General features: G+C 65.6%; 23 protein-coding genes and 3 tRNA genes. 7 read left to right on the top strand and 19 right to left on the bottom strand.

Annotated features, from left to right (window positions below; translation table 11 throughout):
* Positions 1 to 5 precede the first annotated feature (5 nt).
* Genes ccmE through ccmA form a run of 5 tightly spaced genes read right to left on the bottom strand, consistent with a single transcriptional unit; the run spans position 6 to position 2,861 of the window.
* Positions 6 to 509 carry a cytochrome c maturation protein CcmE gene (gene ccmE / locus HNO53_RS02810; protein WP_209476060.1) on the bottom strand — a complete coding sequence of 168 codons (504 nt, stop codon included), beginning with the start codon at positions 507 to 509 and terminating at the stop codon, positions 6 to 8.
* Positions 499 to 738, bottom strand: coding sequence for a heme exporter protein CcmD (gene ccmD, locus HNO53_RS02805; RefSeq protein WP_209476058.1), 240 nt, complete (start codon positions 736 to 738; stop codon positions 499 to 501). Before ccmD ends, ccmE begins: the two co-directional genes overlap by 11 nt.
* Positions 738 to 1,478 (bottom strand): heme ABC transporter permease, encoded by a 741-nt coding sequence (locus HNO53_RS02800; protein ID WP_209476056.1) that lies wholly within the window; start codon positions 1,476 to 1,478, stop codon positions 738 to 740. Before HNO53_RS02800 ends, ccmD begins: the two co-directional genes overlap by 1 nt.
* A 14-nt stretch (positions 1,479 to 1,492) precedes the next feature.
* Positions 1,493 to 2,230 carry a heme exporter protein CcmB gene (gene ccmB / locus HNO53_RS02795; RefSeq protein ID WP_209476054.1) on the bottom strand — a complete coding sequence of 246 codons (738 nt, stop codon included), beginning with the start codon at positions 2,228 to 2,230 and terminating at the stop codon, positions 1,493 to 1,495.
* Positions 2,217 to 2,861, bottom strand: coding sequence for a cytochrome c biogenesis heme-transporting ATPase CcmA (gene ccmA / locus HNO53_RS02790; protein WP_209476052.1), 645 nt, complete (start codon positions 2,859 to 2,861; stop codon positions 2,217 to 2,219). The genes ccmB and ccmA overlap by 14 nt, the downstream gene beginning before the upstream one ends.
* A gap of 203 nt (positions 2,862 to 3,064) precedes the next feature.
* Between ccmA and HNO53_RS02785 the strand changes: the two genes are divergently transcribed.
* The 4 genes from HNO53_RS02785 to HNO53_RS02770 all read left to right on the top strand — a co-directional run bounded on the left by HNO53_RS02785 (position 3,065) and on the right by HNO53_RS02770 (position 5,376).
* Positions 3,065 to 3,544 carry a LexA family protein gene (locus HNO53_RS02785; RefSeq protein ID WP_240549067.1) on the top strand — a complete coding sequence of 160 codons (480 nt, stop codon included), beginning with the start codon at positions 3,065 to 3,067 and terminating at the stop codon, positions 3,542 to 3,544.
* Positions 3,544 to 4,161 carry an IMPACT family protein gene (locus HNO53_RS02780; protein WP_209476051.1) on the top strand — a complete coding sequence of 206 codons (618 nt, stop codon included), beginning with the start codon at positions 3,544 to 3,546 and terminating at the stop codon, positions 4,159 to 4,161. The genes HNO53_RS02785 and HNO53_RS02780 overlap by 1 nt, the downstream gene beginning before the upstream one ends.
* A gap of 115 nt (positions 4,162 to 4,276) precedes the next feature.
* The gene (locus HNO53_RS02775; RefSeq protein WP_209476049.1) at positions 4,277 to 4,849 is read left to right on the top strand and encodes a chromate transporter; all 573 of its coding nucleotides are present in this window, start codon (positions 4,277 to 4,279) and stop codon (positions 4,847 to 4,849) included.
* Positions 4,846 to 5,376, top strand: a complete 531-nt coding sequence (locus tag HNO53_RS02770; RefSeq protein WP_209476047.1) for a chromate transporter — start codon at positions 4,846 to 4,848, stop codon at positions 5,374 to 5,376. The genes HNO53_RS02775 and HNO53_RS02770 overlap by 4 nt, the downstream gene beginning before the upstream one ends.
* Before the next feature lie 74 nt (positions 5,377 to 5,450).
* Here HNO53_RS02770 and HNO53_RS02765 read toward each other — a convergent pair whose 3' ends face one another.
* From HNO53_RS02765 to HNO53_RS02755, 3 genes are read right to left on the bottom strand one after another with little or no spacing between them, the layout of a single operon-like run.
* On the bottom strand, positions 5,451 to 6,773 hold the full coding sequence (locus tag HNO53_RS02765) for a sodium ion-translocating decarboxylase subunit beta (RefSeq protein WP_209476045.1): 1,323 nt from the start codon (positions 6,771 to 6,773) through the stop codon (positions 5,451 to 5,453).
* A gap of 12 nt (positions 6,774 to 6,785) precedes the next feature.
* A complete protein-coding gene (gene oadA / locus HNO53_RS02760) occupies positions 6,786 to 8,621 on the bottom strand; it encodes a sodium-extruding oxaloacetate decarboxylase subunit alpha (RefSeq protein WP_209476044.1) in 1,836 nt (611 codons plus the stop codon).
* Positions 8,622 to 8,677: 56 nt separating this feature from the next.
* Entirely contained in the window at positions 8,678 to 8,923 is a 246-nt protein-coding gene (locus HNO53_RS02755; protein ID WP_209476042.1) for an OadG family protein, read from the bottom strand.
* Positions 8,924 to 9,091: 168 nt separating this feature from the next.
* Here HNO53_RS02755 and HNO53_RS02750 point away from each other — a divergent pair, with 168 nt between their 5' ends.
* Positions 9,092 to 10,054 carry a tRNA dihydrouridine synthase gene (locus tag HNO53_RS02750; protein WP_209476040.1) on the top strand — a complete coding sequence of 321 codons (963 nt, stop codon included), beginning with the start codon at positions 9,092 to 9,094 and terminating at the stop codon, positions 10,052 to 10,054.
* Positions 10,055 to 10,251: 197 nt separating this feature from the next.
* Here the strand turns inward: HNO53_RS02750 and HNO53_RS02745 are convergent.
* From HNO53_RS02745 to HNO53_RS02705, 9 genes are all read right to left on the bottom strand, one after another.
* A tRNA-Arg gene (locus tag HNO53_RS02745) sits at positions 10,252 to 10,328 on the bottom strand.
* Positions 10,329 to 10,430: 102 nt separating this feature from the next.
* Positions 10,431 to 10,507, bottom strand: a tRNA-Arg gene (locus tag HNO53_RS02740).
* A 34-nt stretch (positions 10,508 to 10,541) separates the two neighbouring features.
* Positions 10,542 to 10,634: transfer RNA gene (locus HNO53_RS02735), tRNA-Ser, on the bottom strand.
* Positions 10,635 to 10,733: 99 nt separating this feature from the next.
* Positions 10,734 to 10,934 carry a carbon storage regulator CsrA gene (csrA, locus tag HNO53_RS02730; RefSeq protein ID WP_209476038.1) on the bottom strand — a complete coding sequence of 67 codons (201 nt, stop codon included), beginning with the start codon at positions 10,932 to 10,934 and terminating at the stop codon, positions 10,734 to 10,736.
* A gap of 230 nt (positions 10,935 to 11,164) precedes the next feature.
* Positions 11,165 to 12,415, bottom strand: a complete 1,251-nt coding sequence (locus HNO53_RS02725; protein WP_209476036.1) for an aspartate kinase — start codon at positions 12,413 to 12,415, stop codon at positions 11,165 to 11,167.
* Between the two features lie 100 nt (positions 12,416 to 12,515).
* On the bottom strand, positions 12,516 to 15,125 hold the full coding sequence (alaS, locus tag HNO53_RS02720; protein WP_209476034.1) for an alanine--tRNA ligase: 2,610 nt from the start codon (positions 15,123 to 15,125) through the stop codon (positions 12,516 to 12,518).
* Positions 15,126 to 15,299: 174 nt separating this feature from the next.
* Positions 15,300 to 15,779 carry a regulatory protein RecX gene (locus tag HNO53_RS02715; protein WP_209476032.1) on the bottom strand — a complete coding sequence of 160 codons (480 nt, stop codon included), beginning with the start codon at positions 15,777 to 15,779 and terminating at the stop codon, positions 15,300 to 15,302.
* Positions 15,780 to 15,782: 3 nt separating this feature from the next.
* Entirely contained in the window at positions 15,783 to 16,847 is a 1,065-nt protein-coding gene (recA, locus tag HNO53_RS02710; RefSeq protein WP_209476030.1) for a recombinase RecA, read from the bottom strand.
* Positions 16,848 to 16,969: 122 nt separating this feature from the next.
* Positions 16,970 to 17,482: a CinA family protein gene (locus HNO53_RS02705; RefSeq protein WP_209476029.1), complete on the bottom strand. Its 513-nt coding sequence runs from the start codon at positions 17,480 to 17,482 to the stop codon at positions 16,970 to 16,972.
* 198 nt (positions 17,483 to 17,680) lie between these two features.
* On the opposite strand from HNO53_RS02705, the gene mutS reads away from it, so the two are divergent.
* Entirely contained in the window at positions 17,681 to 20,269 is a 2,589-nt protein-coding gene (gene mutS / locus HNO53_RS02700; RefSeq protein WP_209476028.1) for a DNA mismatch repair protein MutS, read from the top strand.
* A 223-nt stretch (positions 20,270 to 20,492) separates the two neighbouring features.
* Positions 20,493 to 20,816, top strand: coding sequence for a ferredoxin FdxA (gene fdxA / locus HNO53_RS02695; RefSeq protein ID WP_111412930.1), 324 nt, complete (start codon positions 20,493 to 20,495; stop codon positions 20,814 to 20,816).
* Positions 20,817 to 21,313: 497 nt separating this feature from the next.
* Here the strand turns inward: fdxA and eno are convergent, their stop codons facing one another.
* On the bottom strand, positions 21,314 to 22,606 hold the full coding sequence (gene eno / locus HNO53_RS02690; protein ID WP_209476027.1) for a phosphopyruvate hydratase: 1,293 nt from the start codon (positions 22,604 to 22,606) through the stop codon (positions 21,314 to 21,316).
* An 80-nt stretch (positions 22,607 to 22,686) separates the two neighbouring features.
* Positions 22,687 to 23,553: a 3-deoxy-8-phosphooctulonate synthase gene (gene kdsA / locus HNO53_RS02685; protein WP_209476026.1), complete on the bottom strand. Its 867-nt coding sequence runs from the start codon at positions 23,551 to 23,553 to the stop codon at positions 22,687 to 22,689.
* Between the last annotated feature and the right edge of the window lies 1 nt (position 23,554).

Genomic DNA, 23,554 nt, shown 5'->3' with positions numbered 1-23,554 from the left:
CCGGATCAATTCTGGCTCGCACCCTCACGTGCCTCGAGGCGCTCGGCCACCTCGGCGGCCTTGGCCTGGTAGTCGGCGGGGGAGTAACCGGCCGCTTCGAGCGCCTCGGATACCTCGGGAGGCATGTAGTTCTCGTCATGGCGCGCCAGTACCTGGTCGGCCTTGATGTAGCCGTCGCGCTGCAGCTGGCCGACTACCACCACCCCCTGCCCTTCACGGAACAGGTCGGGAAGGATGCCACTGTAGTGCACGCGGACGTCCTCGACATAGTCGGTCACGGTGAATTCGACATCGAGGCTGTCGGGATTGCGCGCCACGCTGCCCTCCTTGACCATGCCGCCGGCACGGATCTGGCGCTCGTAAGGCGCGTCGCCGGCGACGATCTGGATCGGGCTGAAGAACAGGTTGATGTTGGCCCGCAGCGCATAGAGCGTAAGCCCCACGGCGATCGCCGCCAGAGACACCAGCCCCAGGGCCAGGAAGAGCTTCTGTTTACGTTTAGGCCTCATTGGTGCTTCTACCCCTGCTGGTTTGAATCGGTTGCGCCCCGCCGGCGTGTCCGGCCTGATGAGCTTCGCGGCGCAGACGCCGTTTCAGCTGGCGCATGAGCTGACGGCGCTCGAAGCGGGCATGCAGCACGGCACCCAGCAACAGTAGGCCGGTCAGGCCCCAGGCCGACCAGACGTAACGTGCGTGCCCGCCCATGGCGAGGAATTCCTGGAAGGTGTCGAAAGCCATCAGTTCGCCTCCTCGGCCAGCTCACGCACCCAGCGCTTGCTGGACTCGCGGCGCAGGATCTCGCTGCGCGTTCGCATCAGGGTCAGGGCGATGAAGAAGCAGTAGAAGCCCAGCACCATGATCAGCAGCGGCAGCCACATCTCCATCGGCATGGCGGCGCGCCCGGTGACGGTGAAAGTAGCGGGCTGATGCAGCGTGTACCACCAGTCCACCGAGTACTTGATGATAGGAATGTTGATCACGCCGACCATGGCGAGCACCGAGGCGGCACGGGAGGCGCTGTCGCGGCTGGCAAAGGCACCGCGCAGGGCGATCACGCCGAGATAGAGGAACAGCAGTATCAGCATCGAGGTGAGGCGCGCATCCCACATCCACCAGGTGCCCCAGGTGGGCACGCCCCACACCGCACCGGAGAACAGCGCGACGAAGGTCATGGCCGCACCCAGCGGTGCCATCACGGTGGCCGCCATGTCGGCGATCTTGATCTTCCAGACCATGAACACCAGCCCCGTCACCGCCAGGGAGACGAAGATCGACTGGGCGAGGAATGCCGCCGGTACGTGCACATAGATGATGCGGAAACTGTTGCCCTGCTGGTAGTCGGCCGGCGCAAAAGCCAGCCCCCAGACGCTGCCGGTGACGATCAGAATCAGTGCCGCAGCCCAGAACCAGGGCTGCAGACGGGCGCTGATGGTGTAGAACCACTTGGGGGAACGCAGCTTGTTAAGGAAGGCCCACATGCCTCGTCAACCTCTCAACCGTTGATACTGATGCGCAGCGATGCCGCGATCGCCAATGGCGCAAAGATCAGGGCCAGCGCCAGCAGCGCGCCGAGGATCGCCAGGTGCGCCAGCACGCTATCGCCGAAGATGGCCGCCTGAACGGCCCCGGCGCCGAAGATCAGCACCGGAATGTAAAGGGGGAGCACCAGCAGCGACAGCAATACGCCGCCACGCGAGAGCCCCACCGTCAGCGCCGCTCCGATGGCACCAATCAGGCTGAGACTGGCACTGCCCAGTGCCAGTGAAACGGCCAATACCAGGTAGCTGCCCGCCGGCAGCGCCAGCATGATGCCCAGCACGGGCGCCATCAGCGCCAGGGGCAGGCCGGTCAGCAGCCAGTGCACGGCCACCTTGGCCAGGGCCAGCATCGCCAGCGGCTGGGGCGTCAGCAGCAGCTGCTCCAGCGAGCCGTCGTCGTAGTCGGCCCGGAACAGGCTGTCGAGAGACAGCAGCGCCGCCAGTAGCGCCGCCACCCACAGCAGACCGGGGGCGATGGCCGCGAGCAGCGCCGGATCGGGAGAAATACCGATCGGGAACAGGGTGATGACGATGGCGAAGAACACCAGGGGGTTGAGCACTTCGCTGCGCCGCCGCAGCAATAACAGCAGGTCCCGTTTCAGTGTTGCCCACACTGCGACAGCAAGACCGCCGCGAGGTTCCGCGCGAACCACCGCCTCCTCCTTCCCCAGAGCGCCTTCAGATGCCGGCATTGGCCCCTCCCCCGCCGAGACGGATACGGCGTAACTCGGCACACGGCGTCAGTTCGTGATGGGTGGTGACCAGCACGCAACCACCGCGGCGAGCATGTTCGACCAGCCGGCGCTCCAGCGCCGCGACACCGTCGCGGTCGATTGCCGTGAAGGGCTCGTCGAGCACCCACAACGGACGCGGCGTGAGCGACAGGCGCGCCAGCGCCACGCGGCGCTGCTGACCGGCGGAGAGCTGGGCTGCCGGGACGTCCTCGAAGCCCACCAGACCGAGCTCCTCCAACGCACTCATGCGCGTCTTTTCGCTCGGCGCATGGCCCGCAAGGGCCTGGTACCAGGCGAGGTTTTCCAGCGGCGTCAGCGCCGCTTTGACGCCGGGCGCGTGGCCCAGGTAGAGCAGATTGGCAAGGAAGGCGTCACGCGACTTGCGCATCGGTTGCTCGTTCCAGAACAGCTCGCCTTCGTAGTCGGCGAGCTGACCGGAGAGAATCTTCAACAGAGTAGTCTTGCCGCTGCCGTTGGGGCCTTCCACCCGCACGATCTCGCCGGCGCGAATATCCAGGTCCAAGCCCCGGAACAGCCAGCGGTCATCTCGTTCGCAGGCCAGGTTTCGCGCTTGCAGACGCAGGCTCAACGGCACTCTCCAGGAAAGGGTCAATTCGACCGAAATGCTACACGGAAAGGCCTGTAGCCGCTAGCGAACGAGGTGCGTCACGGCGCCACCCTTGCCACAGGTCAAGGCAACAAGGCATCGGCAAAACTTGCCACTTGGCGACCGCTTGGTATGATGCAGGATACCTGTACATTTCAACAGGGTCGCAAAGAGGGGGAACGCCAATGCCAACGCCTTCCATGCAGTACCTGTACCGACGCCCCAACCTGCCCATCGCCACCTCCTGGGCCAGCGTCGACGCCACCGACCTGACCGAGGTGCCCCTGCTGGGTGACGTCGCGGCGGGCCTGCCCATCGAAGCCTGCCCCAGCGGCGACAGCATCCACGCCCCAGCCTGCATGGTACGCCGCAATACTTATGCACTGCGGGTGCGTGGCGACTCGATGATCGACTGCAACATCTTCGATGGCGATGTGATCATCATCGAGCGTCAGGAGAGCGCCGAGAACGGCGAAACCGCCGTGGTGCTGATCAACCAGCAGGAAGTGACACTGAAGAAGCTCTACATCGAGAAGAGCGGCGTGCGCTTGCAACCGGCCAACGAGAACATGGCCCCCATCTACCTCAAGAACAGCGATATCCAGGTGCTCGGCATGGTGATGGGCGTGGTGCGTCAGCAGGAACACCGTGAGCTGACCCACTGATGCGCTACCCGGTGCCCGACCTGCCGCCCGGTGGCTGGCAGGAAAGCCTCCACGAGGTAGAGAAGAGCCGCTTCATCGCCTGGCTCTGCCATGCCCCCAGCCCGACGGCTTTCGAGGCCCTGCTGGCCGAAGCCCGTCGGGCCCACCCTAACGCCAGCCATCACTGCAGTGCCTATATTGCCGGGCCTCCCGGAGAACAGCACGCCATCGGCTTCTCCGACGACGGCGAACCCGGCGGCACGGCAGGCCGCCCGATGTTCCAGGTGCTGGAAGGCTCGGGCCTGGGCCAGGTAGGCTGCGTGGTGACCCGCTACTTCGGTGGTACCAAGCTGGGCACCGGCGGCCTGGCCCGGGCCTATGCCCAGGCCGTGGCCCGAGGGCTCGACGACCTGCCGCTGCGGCAAGTGGTCGAGCGTACCGTACTCAGGTTGAAGGTCGACTTCGCCGGCGAGGCCGAAGCCCGCGCCTGGCTCGAGGCCCGCGACGTCCCGATCGAGGTCGCCGACTACGCCAGCGACGGTGTGCTGCTCAGCGTAGGCTGGCCCAGCGACACCGAGGTCGATCTCGCCCCGCTGGAGGCCCGCCTGCGCGGCAGACTTGCCTTGATCGACGCTTAGCTGCTGCCCCGGGGCGCCTGCCATTTGCGCGGAGGCGAGTCAGTAGGGTAAACCTTTCCGGGCAATGGCCCTACAGTAACGACCCTTTACTGCGTTCCCCAATTGAGGAGTCTCCATGATGCCGCCTGCCAAGGCGCCCCTCGGCGCCCTGTTCTGGGCCTTTGTCCGCATCGGTCTGCTCGGCTTCGGCGGCGGTCCTGCCATGATCCCCCTGGTCCGGCAGGAAGTGGTCAAGCGTCACGCCTGGCTCGATGACGAGGCGTTTGCCGACATCCTCGCCATCGCCAACACCCTGCCCGGCCCCATCGCCACCAAGATGCCCGGCTACATCGGCTATCGGGTGGCGGGCGCGAGCGGCTGCGTGATCGCCGTGGCTGCCGTGATCCTGCCCATGATTGCCGTCATGATCGTGCTGTTAACGACGCTCAGCCGCTATCGCGACGTGGCCTGGATTCACGGCATGGGACAGGCCGTGGTGCCAGTGGTCATGGTCATGATGGCCCAGTTGACGATGGATTTCTGGAACAAGTCGCGCCTCGCCCTGGGCTGGGCCATCAGCCTTGCCATGGCAACCGCAGCCGGCGGACTCATTTATCTCGTGGGGGTCCATCCCGGCTGGGTCATCGGGGCGTTGCTGCTCACTGCCCTGCTCTACCCCGCTCGTCGGCGCAAGGGAGCGACGCCGTGATCTACTGGCAGCTGTTTCTCGCCTTCTTCGTGCCCAACATCATCGGCTATGGCGGCGGCCCGGCGATCATTCCGCTGATCGAAGCCGAGGTGGTGGGCCGCTATGGCTGGATGAACGCACAGGAGTTCGCCGAGACCCTGGCCCTGGGCAACGCCCTGCCGAGCCCCATCGCCACCAAGATGGCCGGCTACGTGGGCTACGATGTCGCCGGCATCGCCGGCGCCGCGATCGCCGTGCTGGCCACGGTGGTGCCGTCGCTGCTGCTGATGCTGGGAGCCCTCGGATTGCTCTATCGCCATCGCGACTCGCCGCGCGTCAAGCGCATGAGTCAGTGGGTGCGCCCGGTGATCGCCGTCATGATGGCCTGGCTGACCTGGAGCTTCTTCAGTACAGGACTGGAAGGCGCCGGCCTGCGGCATACGCTGCTGATCGCCGCGGCTGCCGCCATCGCCCTGCTGCGCTTCCGCGTGCATCCGGCCTTCGTGATACTCGCCGCGCTGATGTATGGCGGCCTCTTCCTCGGCTGATACCAGGCCGGCCCCGTCCAGAAGCGCCAACGGCGCCCCGCGGGGCGCCGTTGATGTGCTCTGGCAGGTCTCGCTCAGCCGAGGTATTTGATCATCACCCCGGCAGCCACTGCCGAGCCGATCACGCCGGCCACGTTGGGCCCCATGGCGTGCATCAGTAGGAAGTTGTGCGGGTTGGCCTCGAGGCCGATCTTGTTGGAGACTCGCGCCGCCATCGGCACCGCCGAGACGCCGGCCGAGCCGATCAGCGGGTTGATCGGCATGTGGCTGACGAGGTTCAACAGCTTGGCCATCAGCACGCCGGCCGCGGTACCGATGCCGAAGGCCACGATGCCCAGCCCCAGGATGCCCAGGGTCTCCACCGCGAGGAAGCTCTCGGCCATCAGCTTGGAGCCCACCGAGAGCCCCAGGAAGATGGTGACGATGTTGATCAGCGCATTCTGCGCGGTGTCGGAGAGGCGCTCGACCACGCCGCACTCGCGCATCAGGTTGCCGAAGCAGAACATCCCCAGCAGCGGCGCGGCGTCGGGCAGGAACAGCGCCACCAGTAGCAGCAGCGACACCGGGAAGACGATCTTCTCGAGCTTCGACACCGGGCGCAGCTGGGTCATGACGATCTCGCGCTCCTTCTGCGTGGTCAGCAGGCGCATGATCGGCGGCTGGATCAACGGCACCAGCGCCATGTAGGCGTAGGCAGCCACGGCGATGGCCCCGAGCAGCTCCGGTGCTAGCACGCTCGATACGTAGATCGAGGTGGGGCCGTCAGCGCCGCCGATGATACCGATGGCGGCGGCCTGGTTGAGCGAGAAATCCATTACGCCCAGCGCCGAGAGCCCCACCGCACCGAGCAGGGTGGCGAAGATGCCGAACTGTGCCGCCGCCCCGAGGAACAGCGTACGCGGGTTGGCCAGCAGCGGGCCGAAATCTGTCATCGCGCCTACGCCCATGAAGATCACCAGCGGGGCAATGCCCGAGGCGATCGCCACGCTGTAGAACTGATACAGCATGCCGTTGACGTAGCCGGCATCCATCGCCACGTCGCTGGCCGCCCGGTAGGCCTGGGGCGTGATGTCGCCATGCAGCGCCGCGCTGATGGTATGGCGCCAGGCATCGGTGGAAGCGCCGGCGGCCAGATCGACATCGAGTACCGCTGCCAGTTGCTCCAGCACGCCGGGGCGTGCCAGATGCGCGGCCTGCTCGGCCGCTGACAGCGCCAGTCCGGCCTCGGGGATGTTGGCCAGAATGCCACCGAAGCCGATCGGCACCAGCAGCAGCGGCTCGAACTTCTTGTAGATGGCCAGGTAGAGCAGCAACAGGCCGACCGCGATCATGACCGCCTGGCCCAGCGTCAGGTTATACAGGCCGGAGCCTTCCCACAGGGTCAATAGCTTGTCCATTGGCATAGACCCTTAGAGCACGATCAGCGTGTCGCCGACGGTGACACTGTCACCTTCGCTGACTTTGACCTCGGACACGGTACCACCGGTGGCGGCACGCACTTCGGTCTCCATCTTCATGGCCTCGAGGATGATCACCACGTCACCCTCCTTGACCGTATCGCCGGGTCGCACGTTGACCTTGAAGATGTTGCCCGCCAACGGTGCGTTGATGCTCTCGCCGCTGGAAGCAGCCGAAGGCGAGGAGGCGGGCTGGGCCTGCTCCTGTACCGCGCCGATCTCGCCGCCCTCGGCGACCTCGACGACGTACTGCTTGCCGTTGACCTTGACGGTATAGGTCTCGGGACCGGTGGGCATGCCGGCCTGGGATGCCGGCGGCTGGGCCTCGGCCCCGCCCTTCTGGGAAGAGACCGGCATGCTGGCCGCAACCGCTTCCTGGCCGGGCGCCTGGGGGGCGGGCTCGAAAGCGTCGGGGTTGTCGCGGTTCTTGAGGAACTTGAGCCCGATCTGCGGGAACAGCGCGTAGGTCAGCACATCGTCGATCTCACGCTCACCCTCGGCCAGGCGGATGCCGTCGGCCTTGGCCTTTTCCCGCAGCTCGGCGGCCAGGCGCTCCATCTCGGGTTCGAGCAGATCGGCGGGGCGACAGGTGATCGGCTCGCCACCCTCGAGCACGCGGCTCTGCAACGCCTTGTCGAAGGGTGCCGGCGCGGCGCCGTACTCGCCCTTGAGCAGCGCCTGGACCTCCTTGGAGATCGACTTGTAGCGTTCACCCATCATCACATTCATCACCGCCTGGGTGCCGACGATCTGGGAGGTAGGCGTGACCAGCGGAATGAAACCCAGGTCCTCGCGCACGCGCGGAATCTCAGCCAGCACGGCGTCGAGCTTGTCGCCGGCACCCTGCTCCTTGAGCTGGCCTTCCATGTTGGTGAGCATGCCGCCCGGTACCTGGGCGACCAGAATGCGCGAGTCGATACCCTTCAGCGAACCTTCGAAGGCGGCGTACTTCTTGCGCACCTCGCGGAAGTAGCCGGCGATGTCCTCGAGCAGCTCGAGGTCGAGGTTGGTGTCGCGCTCGGTGCCCTTAAGGATCGCCACCACCGACTCGGTGGGGCTGTGACCGTAGGTCATCGACATCGAGGAGATGGCCGTGTCGACGTTGTCGATACCGGCCTCGATCGCCTTGAGGTAGGTGGCGGTGGAGAGCCCCGTGGTGGCATGGCACTGCATGTGGATGGGGATGTCCAGCGCCTTCTTGAGGCGACCGACCAGCTCGAAGGCGTCATAGGGCGTCAGCAAGCCAGCCATGTCCTTGATCGCCAACGAGTCGGCGCCCATGTCGGCGATGGTTTCGGCGAGCTCCACCCAGCTGTCGAGGGTGTGTACCGGACTCACGGTGTAGGAAATGGTGCCCTGGGCGTGACCGCCCGCCTTGCGCACCGCGCGGATGGCCCGCTCCAGGTTGCGCGGGTCGTTCATCGCATCGAACACGCGGAATACGTCGACACCGTTGGTCTTGGCCCGCTCGACGAAACGATCGACCACGTCATCGGCGTAATGACGGTAGCCGAGCAGGTTCTGCCCGCGCAGCAGCATCTGTTGGGGAGTGTTGGGCATGGCTTCCTTCAACGCCCGTATCCGCTCCCACGGGTCTTCGCCGAGGTAGCGGATACAGGCGTCGAAGGTGGCGCCGCCCCAGGACTCGAGCGACCAGAAGCCGACCCGATCGAGCTTTTCGGCGATCGGCAGCATGTCGTCGAGCCGCAGGCGGGTGGCGAACAGCGACTGGTGGGCGTCGCGCAGTACGACGTCGGTGATGCCCAGCGGGCGCTTGGTCTCACTCATGAAGATGACCCCGTGGATGGCGTGTTGTGTAGTAGTATGAGGCTTCGCGTCGCCGGTCAGCGGCGACGGCGGTAGCGGTGAACGGCGGCGCTGATGACGGCCGTGAGATGGGCGTCATCGGCCTTGCCGGAGGCAGTCGAGGCCGGCATCGGGGCCGGGGGGGCGGAAGCTGGCGCCAGGCGACAGACGATTTTCGACATCAGGGTCGTGATCAATACGAGGATCGTAAGAAAAACAAAAACGAACCCCATACCGACCCCCATCAGGGCCAGACCCTCGAGTAACAGCTGCTTGTCCTGCATGCACTAACCCCCTCAACCTTCACGACTTGCCCGCGAACGCCCGCAAACTTGTCGCCAAGCGGTAAAATGTCGGCCCTATAAACTGCCACACTCTGGAATTATTGCAAGCGCGCCATGGTGGAAGACAAAGTTGTTGTTTTACTACAAGGCCGGATCGGGCTCGCGCCCATGGAGGGCGTGATCGATGCCCACACCCGTGCCCTGCTGACCCGCCTTCCTGGCTTCGACTGGACGGTCACGGAGTTCGTTCGCGTCGTCGATGCACGCCTGCCGCCGAGGGTCTTTCGTCGCCACTGCCCCGAACTCGACGAGGGAGTGACGACCCCCTCCGGGGTGCCGGTGGCACTGCAGCTGCTCGGCAGCGACCCGGCCGCTCTGGCCATGAATGCCGAGCAGGCCAGAAAGCTCGGCGCCACGGCCATCGATCTCAACTTTGGCTGCCCGGCCAAGCTGGTCAATCGCCACGACGGCGGCGCCTCGCTGCTGCGCGACCCGGGCCGTGTTCACGCTGCAGTGGCGGCCGTGTATGCCGCCGTGGGCAACGAGATACCGGTCACGGCCAAGATCCGCCTGGGCTTCTCGCATCGGCGCCTGGCGCTCGACTGCGCCAGGGCCGCTGAGGACGGCGGTGCTGCGCAGCTCGTCGTCCATGCACGCACCCGCGACGAGGGCTACCGCCCTCCGGCCCACTGGGAGTGGATCGGCCGCATCCGCCGCCACCTGAGCATTCCCGTCGTCGCCAATGGCGACATCTGGAGCCTGGAGGACTACTGGAAGGCCCGCACCCTCTCGGGCTGTCGCGACGTCATGCTCGGGCGCGGGGCCCTGGCCGACCCCGGGCTGGCCCAACGTATCCGCCATTGGCTGACGACCGGCGAGACGCTACCCACCACACCGTGGCAGGCGCGTGCCGCCATTCTGGCGGATTTTGCTGCATTGCAGCGTACCACACTTCCCGAGCGGGTGGTCACCTCCCTGGTGAAGCAATGGCTGAACCACATGCGCCAGCGCGATGCCGAGGCCGCCCGCCGCTTCCACGCAGCCAAGCGCATCAATGATCTGGAGATGCTGCTGGCAGCGCTCGGACCCGCATGCGAGGAGCGCGCACGCGGCCTGCCCGAGCCTGCCTGAACGCGCAGGCACGGAGCGGAGCAAGGGGAAGACACGAGGAGAAATAAAAAAGGGTGCCCATCGTGTCACGAGGGCACCCAAACGATCGCGCGACCGGCATCATCCCATGCCGGCTCGGCTAGTCGACAAGCGGGCCCTGCGATGCGACGCCGGGCCAAAACAGAAGACCCGCCCTCGAGCGAGAGCGGGTCACAATCTGGCGCGCCCGGGAGGATTCGAACCTCCGACCACCTGATTCGTAGTCAGGTACTCTATCCAGCTGAGCTACGGGCGCTGACATCAAGATCGGCGATCTTGCAAACGATGCCATCTTCGAACCGCACGACGAGAAACCTAGGCACCCGAATCCGAATGCTTGCGCTCACTTCGCCAATCGTGGCGCGCCCGGGAGGATTCGAACCTCCGACCACCTGATTCGTAGTCAGGTACTCTATCCAGCTGAGCTACGGGCGCATCATCACGCTTCGAACATCGACAACGTGTCGCATGGCGGAGAGGGAGGGATTCGAACCCTCGATGGGGCTATAAACCCCATACTCCCTTAGCAGGGGAGCGCCTTCAGCCACTCGGCCACCTCTCCCTCAACGACACGGCGCATATCCTATCGTTTCCGCTCCCCTTTGTCCAGCGTATTCAGCTATTTGTTTCTCAACACCAAACGTCGGGAGAGGTCACGGCTTCACGAGGTGGGGTTGCTCCCCCCATCGTCGTCGGACTTCTCGCGCTGAATGCGCTGATAGATCTCTTCACGATGTACGGCGACATCCTTCGGCGCATTGACGCCAATGCGGACCTGGTTGCCCTTGACGCCAAGGACGGTCACGGTGATGTCATCACCGATCATCAGCGTTTCTCCGACTCGGCGGGTCAGGATGAGCATGACTGATCTCCTTCTCAGACGACTAGCAACGGGATGCGCGTCGATCCCCGACGCTTAGTTGCTGCTTGCATTATGTAACAAATGAACCACTGTGCACCACCACCAACCCCACCATGACACCATGACAGCGTTGAAGGGAAGCCAGACCGCTCATCGCAGCAGACTCCCCCCAGCGTAGAACAGGGTCCTCCTACAAGTCGTCCGGATCTTGTTAAATTTCTTGTGTTTGCCTATTCGCTCTCGATATCGGACTTGTCCAGACCGAAAGCGGTATGCAGGGCACGCACGGCGAGTTCCATCTGCTTCTCGTCGATCACCACCGAGATCTTGATTTCAGAGGTGGAAACCATACGAATATTGATGTTCTCGTCCGCCAGGACGCGGAACATCTTGGAGGCCACGCCCGCATGGGAGCGCATGCCGACCCCGACCAGTGACACCTTGGCGATGTTGTCATCGCCGTTGACCTCGCCACCGCCCAGATCGGGTATCACCTGTTCCTCGAGGATCTTCAGGGTCTTCTTGTAGTCACCCTTGGCCACGGTGAAGGTGAAGTCGGTGTAATCACCGGCCGGCGCCACGTTCTGCACGATCATGTCGACTTCGATATTGGCGTCGGCAATCGGACCGAGGATGCGTGAGGCCACGCCCGGCACGTCGGGCGTGTTGAGCAGCGTCAGCTTGGCCTCGTTGGCGGTGAAGGCGATACCGGAGATCAGTGGTTCTTCCATGGAGTCCTCGTCTTGGTCGGATTCAGCAACGATCAGGGTGCCGGGGCCGTCCTGGAAACTGGACAGCACGCGCAGCGGGACATTGTACTTGCCGGCAAATTCCACCGAGCGGATCTGCAGCACCTTGGAGCCGAGGCTGGCAAGCTCCAGCATCTCCTCGACGGTAATGCTGTCGAGGCGCTGGGCCTTGGAGCACACCCTCGGATCGGTGGTGTAGACGCCGTCAACGTCGGTGTAGATCTGACACTCGTCGGCACCCAGCGCCGCCGCCAGTGCCACGCCGGTAGTGTCCGAGCCGCCGCGCCCGAGCGTGGTGATGTTGCCCTCCTCGTCGACCCCCTGGAAGCCGGCCACCACGACCACCTTGCCTTCGTCGAGATCCTCGCGCATCTCGTCGGTTTCGATACGCTGGATACGCGCCTTGGTGTGAGCGCTGTCGGTGAGAATACCGACCTGGGAGCCGGTATAGGAGGTCGCGGGCACGCCGAGCTTGTGCAGGGCCAGCGCCAGCAGCGAGATGGTCACCTGCTCGCCGGTGGAGACCAGCATGTCCATCTCTCGCGGCGTGGGCTCGTCGTTGATCTCGTTGGCCATGCCGATCAGGCGGTTGGTTTCGCCGCTCATGGCGGAAACCACGACCACGACCTGATGGCCATCGTCACGGAAGCCCTTGACCTTTTCGGCCACGGCCTTGATGCGCTCCACGGAGCCTACCGAGGTGCCGCCGAATTTCTGTACGTATAGTGCCATCTACGGTTTTCCCTCGCATGTCGAGCGCAACGCGCCCGGATGAGTGAAAGTCGTCAAAGTCAAAGGGCCGGGACATCGCGGTCACCGGCCCTGTCTCGCGTTACTGCAGGCGCTGCTCGACCCAGGCGGGCACGCTCTCCAGCGCCGCCGGCAGAGCCCCGACGTCGCTGCCGCCGGCCTGGGCCATGTCGGCCCGGCCACCGCCCTTGCCGCCGACCTGGGAGGCGACGTGGTTGACCAGCTCGCCGGCCTTCACGCGGGCCGTCAGATCATCGGTGACGCCGGCGATCAGGCTCACCTTGCCGGCATCGCTGTCCGCGACGCCGAGCACCACGATGCCCGAGCCCAGCTTGTTCTTGAGCTGGTCGAGTACGCCGCGCAGTTCCTTGGCGGACACGCCCTCGAGCCGGGTCGCCAGCACCTTGATGCCGCTGACCTCGCGCGCCTGGCTGAGCATATCGCTACCCGCGGCGCTGGCCAGCTTGGCCTTGAGCCGCTCGAGCTCCTTCTCCAGGCTGCGGTTACGCTCGGCCAGCGACTCGACGCGCTCCTCGACCTGCTCCGGCTTGGCCTTGAGACGCTCGCCGATACGTGCCAGGCGCGCCTCCTGCTCGCGGAAATAGGCCAGTGCCCCCTCGCCGGTGATCGCCTCGATACGGCGCACCCCGGCGGCGATGCCCTGCTCGCCGACGATATGGAAGCAACCGATGTCGCCGCTACGGGCCACGTGGGTGCCGCCGCACAGTTCGATGGAGAAGTCGTCGGCGCCGATGGTCAGCACCCGCACGCTGTCGGCGTACTTGGCCTCGAACAGCGCCGCTGCGCCCTTGTCCTTGGCCTGGTCGAGGGTCATCTGCTCGATGCGGGTCGGCGCGTTGGCGAGGACCTGCTCGTTGACCAGGCGCTCCACCTCGGCGAGCTGCTCGGGCGTCATGGCCTCGAAGTGGCTGAAGTCGAAGCGCAGCCGTTCGGGTGTCACCAGCGAGCCCTTCTGCTGCACGTGATCGCCCAGTACCATGCGCAGCGCCTTGTGCATCAGGTGGGTGGCAGAATGGTTCCGCACGGTGGCCGCACGCAGCCCGGCGTCGACCTGGGGACGCACCTCGGCGCCTACGGCGAGGCTGCCTTCCAGCAGTACGCCGTGGTGCAGGTGGTGGCCGCCCTGCTTTTGGGTATCGGTGACCAGGAAACGGCCACCCTCGGCGAGCAGGTAGCCGGTATCACCCACCTGGCCGCCGGATTCGCCGTAGAACGGCGTGCGGTCGAGCACCACCACGCCGCGCTGTTCGGGTTCCAGCGCCGCCAGGGCGTTGCCTTCGCGATCGACGATGGCGGTCACGGTGGCACGATCCTCGAGCCGGTCGTAGCCGGTGAAGGCGGTCTCACCCTCGAGCGCCAGCGCCGCGCCGTAGTCGGCACCGAACTGGCTGGCGGCGCGGGCGCGCTCGCGCTGGGCCTCGAGCTCGCGCTCGAAGCCGGCCTCGTCGAGGGTCACGCCGCGCTCGCGGCAGACGTCGGCAGTCAGGTCATAGGGGAAGCCATAGGTGTCGTAGAGCTTGAACACCGTCTCGCCCGGCAGTACGTCGCCGTCGAGGTCGGCCAGCGCCTCTTCCAGCAGACGCATGCCGTGCTCGAGGGTACGGGCGAACTGCTCCTCTTCCTTGAGCAGGATGCGCTCGATCTGATGGCGCGCCTCGCGCAGCTCGGGATAGGCCTCGCCCATCTCGACATCGAGGGCGCCGACCAGCTTGTGGAAGAAGTTACCCTTGGCGCCCAGCTTGTTGCCGTGACGAATGGCGCGACGAATGATCCGGCGCAGCACGTAGCCGCGCCCCTCGTTGGAAGGCAGCACGCCGTCGGCGATCAGGAAGGCGCAGGAGCGGATATGGTCGGCGATCACCCGCAGCGAGGGCGTGGTGGTATCCGCGTGGCCGGTGTGGCGGGCTGCGGCCTCGAGCAGGTTCTGGAACAGGTCGATCTCGTAGTTGGAATGCACGCCCTGCAGCACCGCCGCCACGCGCTCCAGCCCCATGCCGGTGTCGATGGAGGGCTTGGGCAGCGGGTTCAGGTTGCCGGCCGCATCGCGGTCGAACTGCATGAACACCAGATTCCAGATCTCGATGTAGCGGTCGCCGTCCTCCTCGGGGCTGCCGGGAGGGCCGCCCCACACCTCGGGGCCGTGGTCGAAGAAGATCTCCGAGCTCGGCCCGCAGGGGCCGGTATCGCCCATCTGCCAGAAGTTGTCCTCGTCGAGCTTGGAGAAACGCGCCGGGTCGACGCCGATCTCCTCTTTCCAGATCTTCTCCGCCTCGTCGTCGCTGACGTGCACCGTGACCCACAGCTTCTCGGCCGGCAGTCCCAGGCGCTGGGTGAGGAACTCCCAGGCGAAGCGGATGGCGTCGCGCTTGAAATAGTCACCGAAGCTGAAGTTGCCCAGCATCTCGAAGAAGGTGTGATGACGCGCGGTATAGCCGACGTTGTCGAGGTCGTTGTGCTTGCCACCGGCGCGCACGCAGCGCTGCGCCGAGGTCGCGCGCACGTAGGGACGCGGGTCGCGACCGAGGAAGACGTCCTTGAACGGTACCATGCCGGCGTTGGTGAACAGCAGCGTCGGGTCATTGCCCGGCACCAGGGAGCTCGACGGTACGATGGTGTGGCCGTGCTCCTCGAAGTAACTCAGAAAGGCCTGTCTGATGTCTGCGCTTTTCATGGGGTATCCGTGGCGATGAGCGTGGTCACCCGACGGGCAGGCGCGTCCGGCACCGTTTTCATCTGGCCGAATCGCACGCCTTGACGTGTCAGGAGCGCCACCAAGGGCGTTCACAAAGGGAGGCATTATAACGCAGATGTCAAGCGACTGAAGGGGAGGCGCCCAAGCTGAGCGTCATTCGGTAGCGCCGAGCCGCTCCAGCGCATGGCGGATCTGGTCGAAATCGAAGCCTCGCGAGGCCAGAAAACGCTCGCGCCGGGCGCGTTCGCGAGGGGAGTCGCCGGAGTGGGTGAAGCGCCGGGATAGCGCTTCGGCGGCCAGCTCGAACCAGTCGACCTCGCCGTCTTGCTCGGCTGCGGCCAGCGTAGTGGCAACCAGCGTGCGCTCGACGCCGCGCCGCTCCAGCTCGCCGCGCACCTTGAGCGGCCCCTGACCGCGCATCACCCGCGAGCGCAGAAAGCTCTCGGCGAAACGCGCGTCGGACTGCAGGCCGTCCTCGGCCAGCGCGTCGAGGCAGGCGTCGATCGCCTCGGGAGGGTGTGCCCGGGATGCCAGCCGCTGCGCCAGCTCGGCGCGTGAGTACTCGCGCCGGGCCAGCAGACGAATGGCGTCGTCCCGCGGGGACGACGCATGCGCTTCGGGCTGGGCAGGCATGACTTAGAGCAGGTCGTCCTCGCGCTCGGCGTCGGCGGCCACCGGCTCCTCGGCCTCCTCTTCCTTGGGCGCGACCGTGGCCAGCAGTTGGCCGCGGATCTGGCTCTCGATCTCCTCCATCACCGCCGGGTTGTCCTCGAGGAACTGGGCAGCGTTGGCCTTGCCCTGGCCGATCTTGTTGCCCTGGTAGCTGTACCAGGCACCGGCCTTGTCGATCAGGTTGCACTGCACGCCCAGGTCGACCACCTCGCCGGCATGGTAGATACCCTTGCCGTAGAGGATCTGGAACTCGGCCTGACGGAACGGCGGCGCCACCTTGTTCTTCACCACCTTGACCCGGGTCTCGTTGCCGGTCACCTCGTCACCCTGCTTCACCGAGCCCGTGCGGCGGATGTCGAGGCGCACGCTGGCGTAGAACTTGAGCGCATTGCCGCCGGTAGTGGTTTCGGGGCTGCCGAACATGACGCCGATCTTCATGCGGATCTGGTTGATGAACACCACCATGCAGTTGGCGTTCTTGATGTGGCCAGTGATCTTGCGCAGGGCCTGGGACATCAGACGCGCTTGCAGGCCGACGTGGGAGTCGCCCATCTCGCCTTCGATCTCGGCCCGCGGGGTCAGCGCCGCCACCGAGTCGATGATGATCACGTCGACCCCGCCGGAGCGCACCAGCATGTCGCAGATCTCGAGTGCCTGCTCGCCGGTGTCGGGCTGCGACACCAGCAGGTCGTCGAGGTTGACGCCGAGCTTCTCGGCGTAGCTCGGGTCCAGCGCGTGCTCGGCGTCGATGAAGGCGCAGGTCTTGCCCTGGCGCTGGGCCTGGGCGATCACCGACAGGGTCAGGGTGGTCTTGCCCGAGGATTCCGGGCCGAAGATCTCCACCACCCGGCCGTAGGGCAGGCCGCCGATACCCAGTGCGATGTCGAGCCCCAGCGAGCCGGTGGATACCGATGGCATCACCACTCGCGGCGTATCGCCCAGGCGCATCACGGTACCCTTGCCGAACTGGCGCTCGATCTGGGAAAGGGCGGCATTCAATGCCTTGGAACGATTTTCATCCTGTGCCATGAGGCTCTCCTCGCAGAACTCGCAGACGCTTGCAGGTGCAGATGGATGGCGGGCTGCCGACGGGGAGCTCGCCTGGACACTGTATGGTTGGACAGTAGTATGACGAAAAATTCGCCGCGCGACTAGTCGGTTTCGAGGTAACGAATCAACCCGACGATGGCCTCGCGTACCGCGCGCTCACGCACTGCCCGTCGGTCGCCAGGGAACTGGAAGCGCTCGGCCTGTTGTTGCGCCTCGCTGCCCCAGGCCAGCCACACGGTGCCCACCGGCTTCTCGGGCGTGCCACCGTCGGGTCCGGCCACGCCGCTGATTGCCACACCAAGCTTGGCGCCGCTGTCGCGGCAGGCGCCGGCCACCATGGCCTCCACGACTTCACGGCTGACCGCCCCGTGCTGGGCGATCAGTGCCTCGGGCACACCCAGCAGGCGCGCCTTGGCGGCGTTGGAATAGGTGACGTAGCCGGTTTCGAAGTAGTCCGAGCTGCCGGCCACTGAAGTGATGGCGCTGGCCACCCCGCCGCCGGTACAGGATTCGGCCGTGGTGACGCTGACGCCATGCTCGCGGCAGCGCCGTCCGAGCCGCTCGGCGAGCGTGGCGAGGTCGAGGTTGGCCAGGCTGGAGGCACTGTGGGGCATGGTATCGCTCCTTTGTCGGTAGGGTCGGGGGGGTCAGAGAGCCGCGGCACCGACCGCATGTCCTGCAACAGCCTTACCATAGCGTATCCTTGCCCTCGACAGCAGGCCATCAGCTTGTATCGTGTCGACGCCGCGTGGGGCGTGGTAACCTTGCTCTCTTCCATGCCCCCACACAACCGACGAGCCAGCCGAGAAAGCATGAACGACGCGGTCAAGACGGATGTGCCGAGCCATACGCCGATGATGGCCCAGTACCTGAAGATCAAGCGCGAGCACCCCGAGGTGCTGCTGTTCTATCGAATGGGCGATTTCTACGAGCTGTTCTTCGACGACGCCAGGCGCGCCGCCGCGCTGCTCGACATTACCCTGACCCAGCGCGGCCAGTCCGCGGGCAAGCCGATTCCCATGGCCGGAGTGCCCTACCACAGTGCCGAAGGGTATCTGGCACGCCTGGTGAAGGCTGGGGAGTCGGTGGCGATCTGCGAGCAGATCGGCGATCCGGCGACGAGCAAGGGGCCGGTGGAGCGCCGCGTGGTGCGTATCGTCACCCCCGGCACCCTCTATGACGAGGCGCTGCTCGACGCCCGCCGCGACAACTTGCTGGTGGCGGTGCATCCGGCCGGTGATTGCTGGGGCATCGCCTGGCTGGAACTCTCCAGTGGCCGCTTCAGCGTGCTCGAAGTGGAGGGAGAAGGCGACATGCTGGCCGAGCTGCAGCGCCTCGACCCGGCGGAACTGCTCCTGCCCGAGAGCCTGCCGCTGCCACCCGCCCTGGAGGGCCGGCAGGGCCTGCGCCGCCAGAGCGACTGGCTGTTCGACCTCGAATCCGCCACCCGCCTGCTGTGCGACCAGTTCCAGGTGCAGGATCTGCGCGGCTTCGGCTGCGCCCACCTCGAGGCGGCACTTACCGCCGCCGGGGTGCTGGTCGAGTACGCCCGCGACACCCAGCGTTCGCGACTGCCCCACGTCACCGCCTTGGGTGTCGAGAACCGCGACGACGCCGTGGTGATCGATGCCGCCAGCCGGCGCAACCTCGAGATCGACATCAATCTCGGCGGCAGCAGCGACAACACCCTGGCCAGCGTGCTCGATACCACCGCCACCGCCATGGGCTCGCGACTGCTCAAGCGTTGGCTCAACCGCCCGCTGCGCGACCGCAGCCAGGTGCAAGGGCGCCAGGCAGCCGTCGCCCTGCTGCTCGAGCGGGAGGGCTTCGTGGCCTTGCGCGAGCAGCTCAAGGCGATCGGCGACGTCGAGCGCATCCTGGCGCGCGTGGCGCTCTACAGTGCACGGCCACGGGATCTCGCCCGCCTGCGCGACGCCCTGCTGGCCCTGCCGGCGCTGGAGCGCGAACTCGCCGACTACAGCGACGGTACCGCGCTGGACGATCTGGCCCACCATATCCGCCCCTACCCCGAACTCGCCGACCTGCTCACCCGCGGACTGGTCGACAACCCGCCGGTGGTGATCCGCGACGGCGGCGTGATACGCGAAGGCTTCGACGCCGAGCTCGACGACTACCGCGGGCTGGCCGAGCACGCCGGCGACTACCTGGTGCAGCTCGAGGCCCGCGAGCGGGAGCGCACCGGCCTCGCCGGCCTCAAGGTGGGCTACAACCGGGTGCACGGCTACTACATCGAGATTCCCCGCGCCCAGGCCCGCGAGGCGCCGGTCGACTACATCCGGCGCCAGACCCTGAAGAACGCCGAGCGCTTCATCATTCCCGAGCTCAAGGAGTTCGAGGACAAGGCACTGTCGGCCAAGTCGCGCGCCCTGGCCCGCGAGAAACTGCTCTACGACGGCCTGCTCGATTCGCTCAACGCCGAACTCAATGCGCTCCAGGGCACCGGTCGCGCCCTGGCCGCCCTGGACGTGCTGGCGGCCTTCGCCGAGCGGGCCCAGGCGCTCGGCTTCTCGCGCCCCCGGCTTGCCGAGGCGCCGGGCATCGAGATTCGCGGCGGCCGCCACCCGGTGGTCGAGCACGTCAGCGACGCGCCCTTCGTGCCCAACGACCTGGTGCTCGACGAGCGCCGGCGCATGCTGGTCATCACCGGCCCCAACATGGGCGGCAAGTCGACCTACATGCGCCAGGCGGCACTGATCGTGCTGCTCGCGCATACCGGCAGCTTCGTCCCTGCCGACGAGGCTTGCATCGGTCCGGTGGACCGCATCTTCACCCGCATCGGCTCATCGGATGACCTCGCCGGCGGGCGCTCCACCTTCATGGTGGAGATGACCGAGACAGCCAGCATTTTGCACAACGCCACCGACCACAGCCTGGTGCTGATGGACGAGATCGGCCGCGGCACCAGCACCTTCGACGGCCTGTCGCTGGCCTGGGCCAGCGCCGAGCACCTGACCCGCACGCGCGCCTTCACGCTGTTCGCCACCCACTACTTCGAGATGACCGCGCTGACCGACCAGGCCGAGGGGGTAGCCAACGTGCACCTCACCGCCGCCGAGCACCGCGACGGCATCGTCTTCATGCACCGCGTGGAGGAAGGCCCTGCCAGCCAGAGCTACGGCCTACAGGTGGCACAGCTGGCCGGCGTGCCGCCATCAGTGATCGCGCGGGCTCGCGACAAGCTGGCGCAACTCGAGCAGCAGGAAGTCGACCAGAGCCATCGCGGCACCCCTAGGCACGATAGCGGACCGGCCCCGCTGCAGAACGACCTGTTTGCCACGGCGCCCCACCCCCTGCTCGACGATTTGGCCGGCCTCGACCCGAATGAGCTGACGCCGCGACGAGCGCTGGAGTTGATCTATGCCTGGCGCGAGAGGTTGTAGCCACGGCGGCGCTTGCTCACACGAGGAGGCATGACTAGAATGAAGCGTCCAATTATTCGCCTCTTATAAAAAGTTAGTTTTTTATAACTTACAGACCTAAGAAAGTGCTGAACAGATCGCCGGGCGGGAAGAAGCGCAGGTATTTTGTGCAGTGCTTTTCCAAGACTGATCCGTACATTACCAACCGGGAGGTCACGACCCGGCTGCGAGGAGGGAGACAGGCATGACCTTTGTCGTCACCGAAAACTGCATCAAGTGCAAGTACACCGACTGCGTCGAGGTCTGCCCGGTGGACTGCTTTTACGAAGGCCCCAATTTTCTGGTGATCCATCCGGACGAGTGCATCGATTGCGCCCTGTGCGAGCCCGAGTGCCCCGCCGAGGCAATCTTCTCGGAGGATGAACTACCCGAGGGGCAGGAGGAGTTCATCGCCATCAATGCCGAACTCTCCGAAGTGTGGCCCAACATTGCAGAAAAGAAGGATCCCCCGGCCGATGCCGAGGAGTGGGACGGCAAGCCCGGCAAACTGCAATACCTCGAGCGCTGAGCGCAGCGCAAGCCGGCCTGTTCCCGCGCCGCATGCCAGCCGGCATTCGGCGCCTTGTCGAGCCTGTCCAGGCCAAACGCCGGGCAAAAAAAAGGCGACCCCTCAGGTCGCCCGGCTCCCAGCATTTCCTTGGGCGGTTCCCTCCGCCCTCTCTCCTGCGGCAACGTCCCTGCCCGGAGGCGACGTCCTGTCGCACCGAGCGTGCCATTTAGATAGCATCCCGTTGCATCCTGCCGGAGAGCCTCCCGCTCTGCCTTGTCCCACGTGCATTCTGGCATGTCCGCCAACAGGCGCAAGCAGCCACCAAACAACCTCGAGGCCTTCTCGAGGTTGACAGCTCATTGCGTAAAGTGAGTAAAAACAAGGAATTAAAAAAGGCCGACACCTTTGGTATCGACCTTCTTGCAGCTATGCGGGCTTAGATCTTCGCCTTTTTGTAGTCAATATCCTACAAAAATGTCAGCGATATCGTCGGCCGGTAGCCATAAACGATGCGATCACTGCCCCTTGATCGCCGCACGACCAGGGTAGGAGACACGGTCCCCGAGCTGCTGCTCGATCACCAGCAGGCGGTTGTACTTGGCTACCCGATCGGAACGGCACAGCGAGCCGGTCTTGATCTGGCCGGCCGAGGTGCCCACGGCCAGATCGGCGATGGTGGTGTCCTCGGTCTCACCGGAGCGGTGGGAGATTACCGCGGTGAAGCCAGCGTCCTGGGCCATCTTGATGGCGTCCAGCGTCTCGGAGAGCGAGCCGATCTGGTTGAACTTGATCAGGATGGAGTTGCCGATGCTCTCGTCGATACCGCGCTTGAGGATACGGGTGTTGGTGACGAACAGGTCGTCACCGACCAGTTGCACCTTGTCGCCGAGTTTGTCGGTCAGCGCCTTCCAGCCGTCCCAGTCGGACTCGTCCATGCCGTCCTCGATGGAGACGATCGGATACTGGTCGCACAGCTCGGCCAGGTAGTCGACGAAGCCGGCAGCGTCAAAGGACTTACCTTCGCCGGACAGACTGTACTGGCCGTCCTGATAGAACTCGGAGGAGGCGCAGTCGAGCGCCAGGGTCACGTCGCGGCCGAGCTCGTAGCCGGCATCGCTGACGGCCTGCTTGATCACGGCGAGCGCCTCGGCGTTGGACTCCAGGTTGGGCGCGAAGCCGCCCTCGTCGCCCACCGCAGTGGCCAGCCCCCGCGCGGACAGCACCTTCTTCAGCGCATGGAAGATTTCGGCGCCGACCCGCAGCGCCTCGCGGAAGTTCGGCGCACCCACCGGCTGGATCATGAACTCCTGGATGTCGACGTTGTTGTCGGCGTGCTCGCCGCCGTTGAGGATGTTCATCATCGGCACCGGCATGCGGTACTGGCCGGGCTGGCCATAGAGTTCGGCGATATGAGCGTAGAGCGGCATGCCCTTGGCGTTGGCCGCGGCCTTGGCGGCCGCCAGTGACACGGCAAGGATGGCATTGGCGCCAAGGCTGGCCTTGTTGTCGGTACCGTCGAGTTCGAGCATGGCATTGTCGAGACCACGCTGGTCGCGGGCATCCATGCCGACCAGGCGACTGCGGATCGCACCATTGACGGCCTCGACCGCCTTCAGCACGCCCTTGCCCAGGTAGCGCGACTTGTCGCCGTCACGCAGTTCCAGCGCCTCGCGCGAGCCGGTAGAGGCACCGCTCGGAGCGCAGGCCACGCCAACGGCGCCGCTCTCCAGACGCACTTCGGCCTGCACGGTGGGGTTGCCGCGGGAGTCGAGTACCTCGAGGGCGTGGATTTCGACAATCTTGGTCATCTGTGTCGTCCTTTCATTCAGTCAGCGTTGATTGAGTCGATGTTCTCTCTCGGCTTATGGAGCAATTGCCTGGGTAGCCGTTATTCGATATTCAGTGCCGGGAAGCCCTTGACCAGCTCGTCGAGCGCCTTGAGCTGGGTCAGGAAGGGCTCGAGCTGGTCCAGCGGCAGCGCGCAGGGGCCGTCGCACAGGGCGCTGTCGGGGTCCGGGTGGGCTTCGAGGAACAGCCCCGCCAACCCCACGGCGACGCCGGCCCGGGCCAGCTCGGCGACCTGCTGGCGACGCCCGCCGGCGCTGTCGGCCCGTCCGCCCGGACGCTGCAGGGAGTGGGTGACGTCGAAAAAGACCGGGCAGCCGGTCTGCTTCATGTCGCCGAAGCCGAGCATGTCGACCACCAGATTATTGTATCCGAAGCTCGAGCCGCGCTCGCACAGCAGCAGGCGGTCGTTGCCCGCCTCCTCGCACTTGCGAATGATGTGGCGCATCTCGTGGGGCGCGAGGAACTGCGGCTTCTTGATATTGATCACCGCGCCGGTCCTGGCCATGGCCACCACCAGGTCGGTCTGGCGCGCCAGGAAGGCCGGCAACTGGATGATGTCGGCCACTTCGGCCACGGGCTCGGCCTGCCATGGCTCGTGAACGTCGGTGATCACCGGCACGCCGAAGCGCTGCTTGATCTCGGCCAGAATCGCGAGCCCCTGCTCCAGGCCGGGACCGCGGAACGAGTGGATCGAGCTGCGATTGGCCTTGTCGAAGCTGGCCTTGAACACGTAGGGCATGCCGAGCCGGCCGGTCACCTCGACGTAGGTTTCGGCGACCTCGAGTGCAAGCTCGCGGGACTCCAGCACGTTCATGCCGCCGAGCAGCATCAATGGCAAAGAATTGCCGGCGGTAAGGCCGGCAATGGAAACATGTCGCTCGGGTACGGACGGGGTCGCGGCAGACATG

The sequence above is a fragment of the Billgrantia antri genome, from assembly GCF_017868935.1.
Taxonomy (GTDB): Bacteria; Pseudomonadota; Gammaproteobacteria; order Pseudomonadales; family Halomonadaceae; genus Halomonas; species Halomonas antri.
This window is presented reverse-complemented; position numbering and strand designations above follow the sequence as displayed.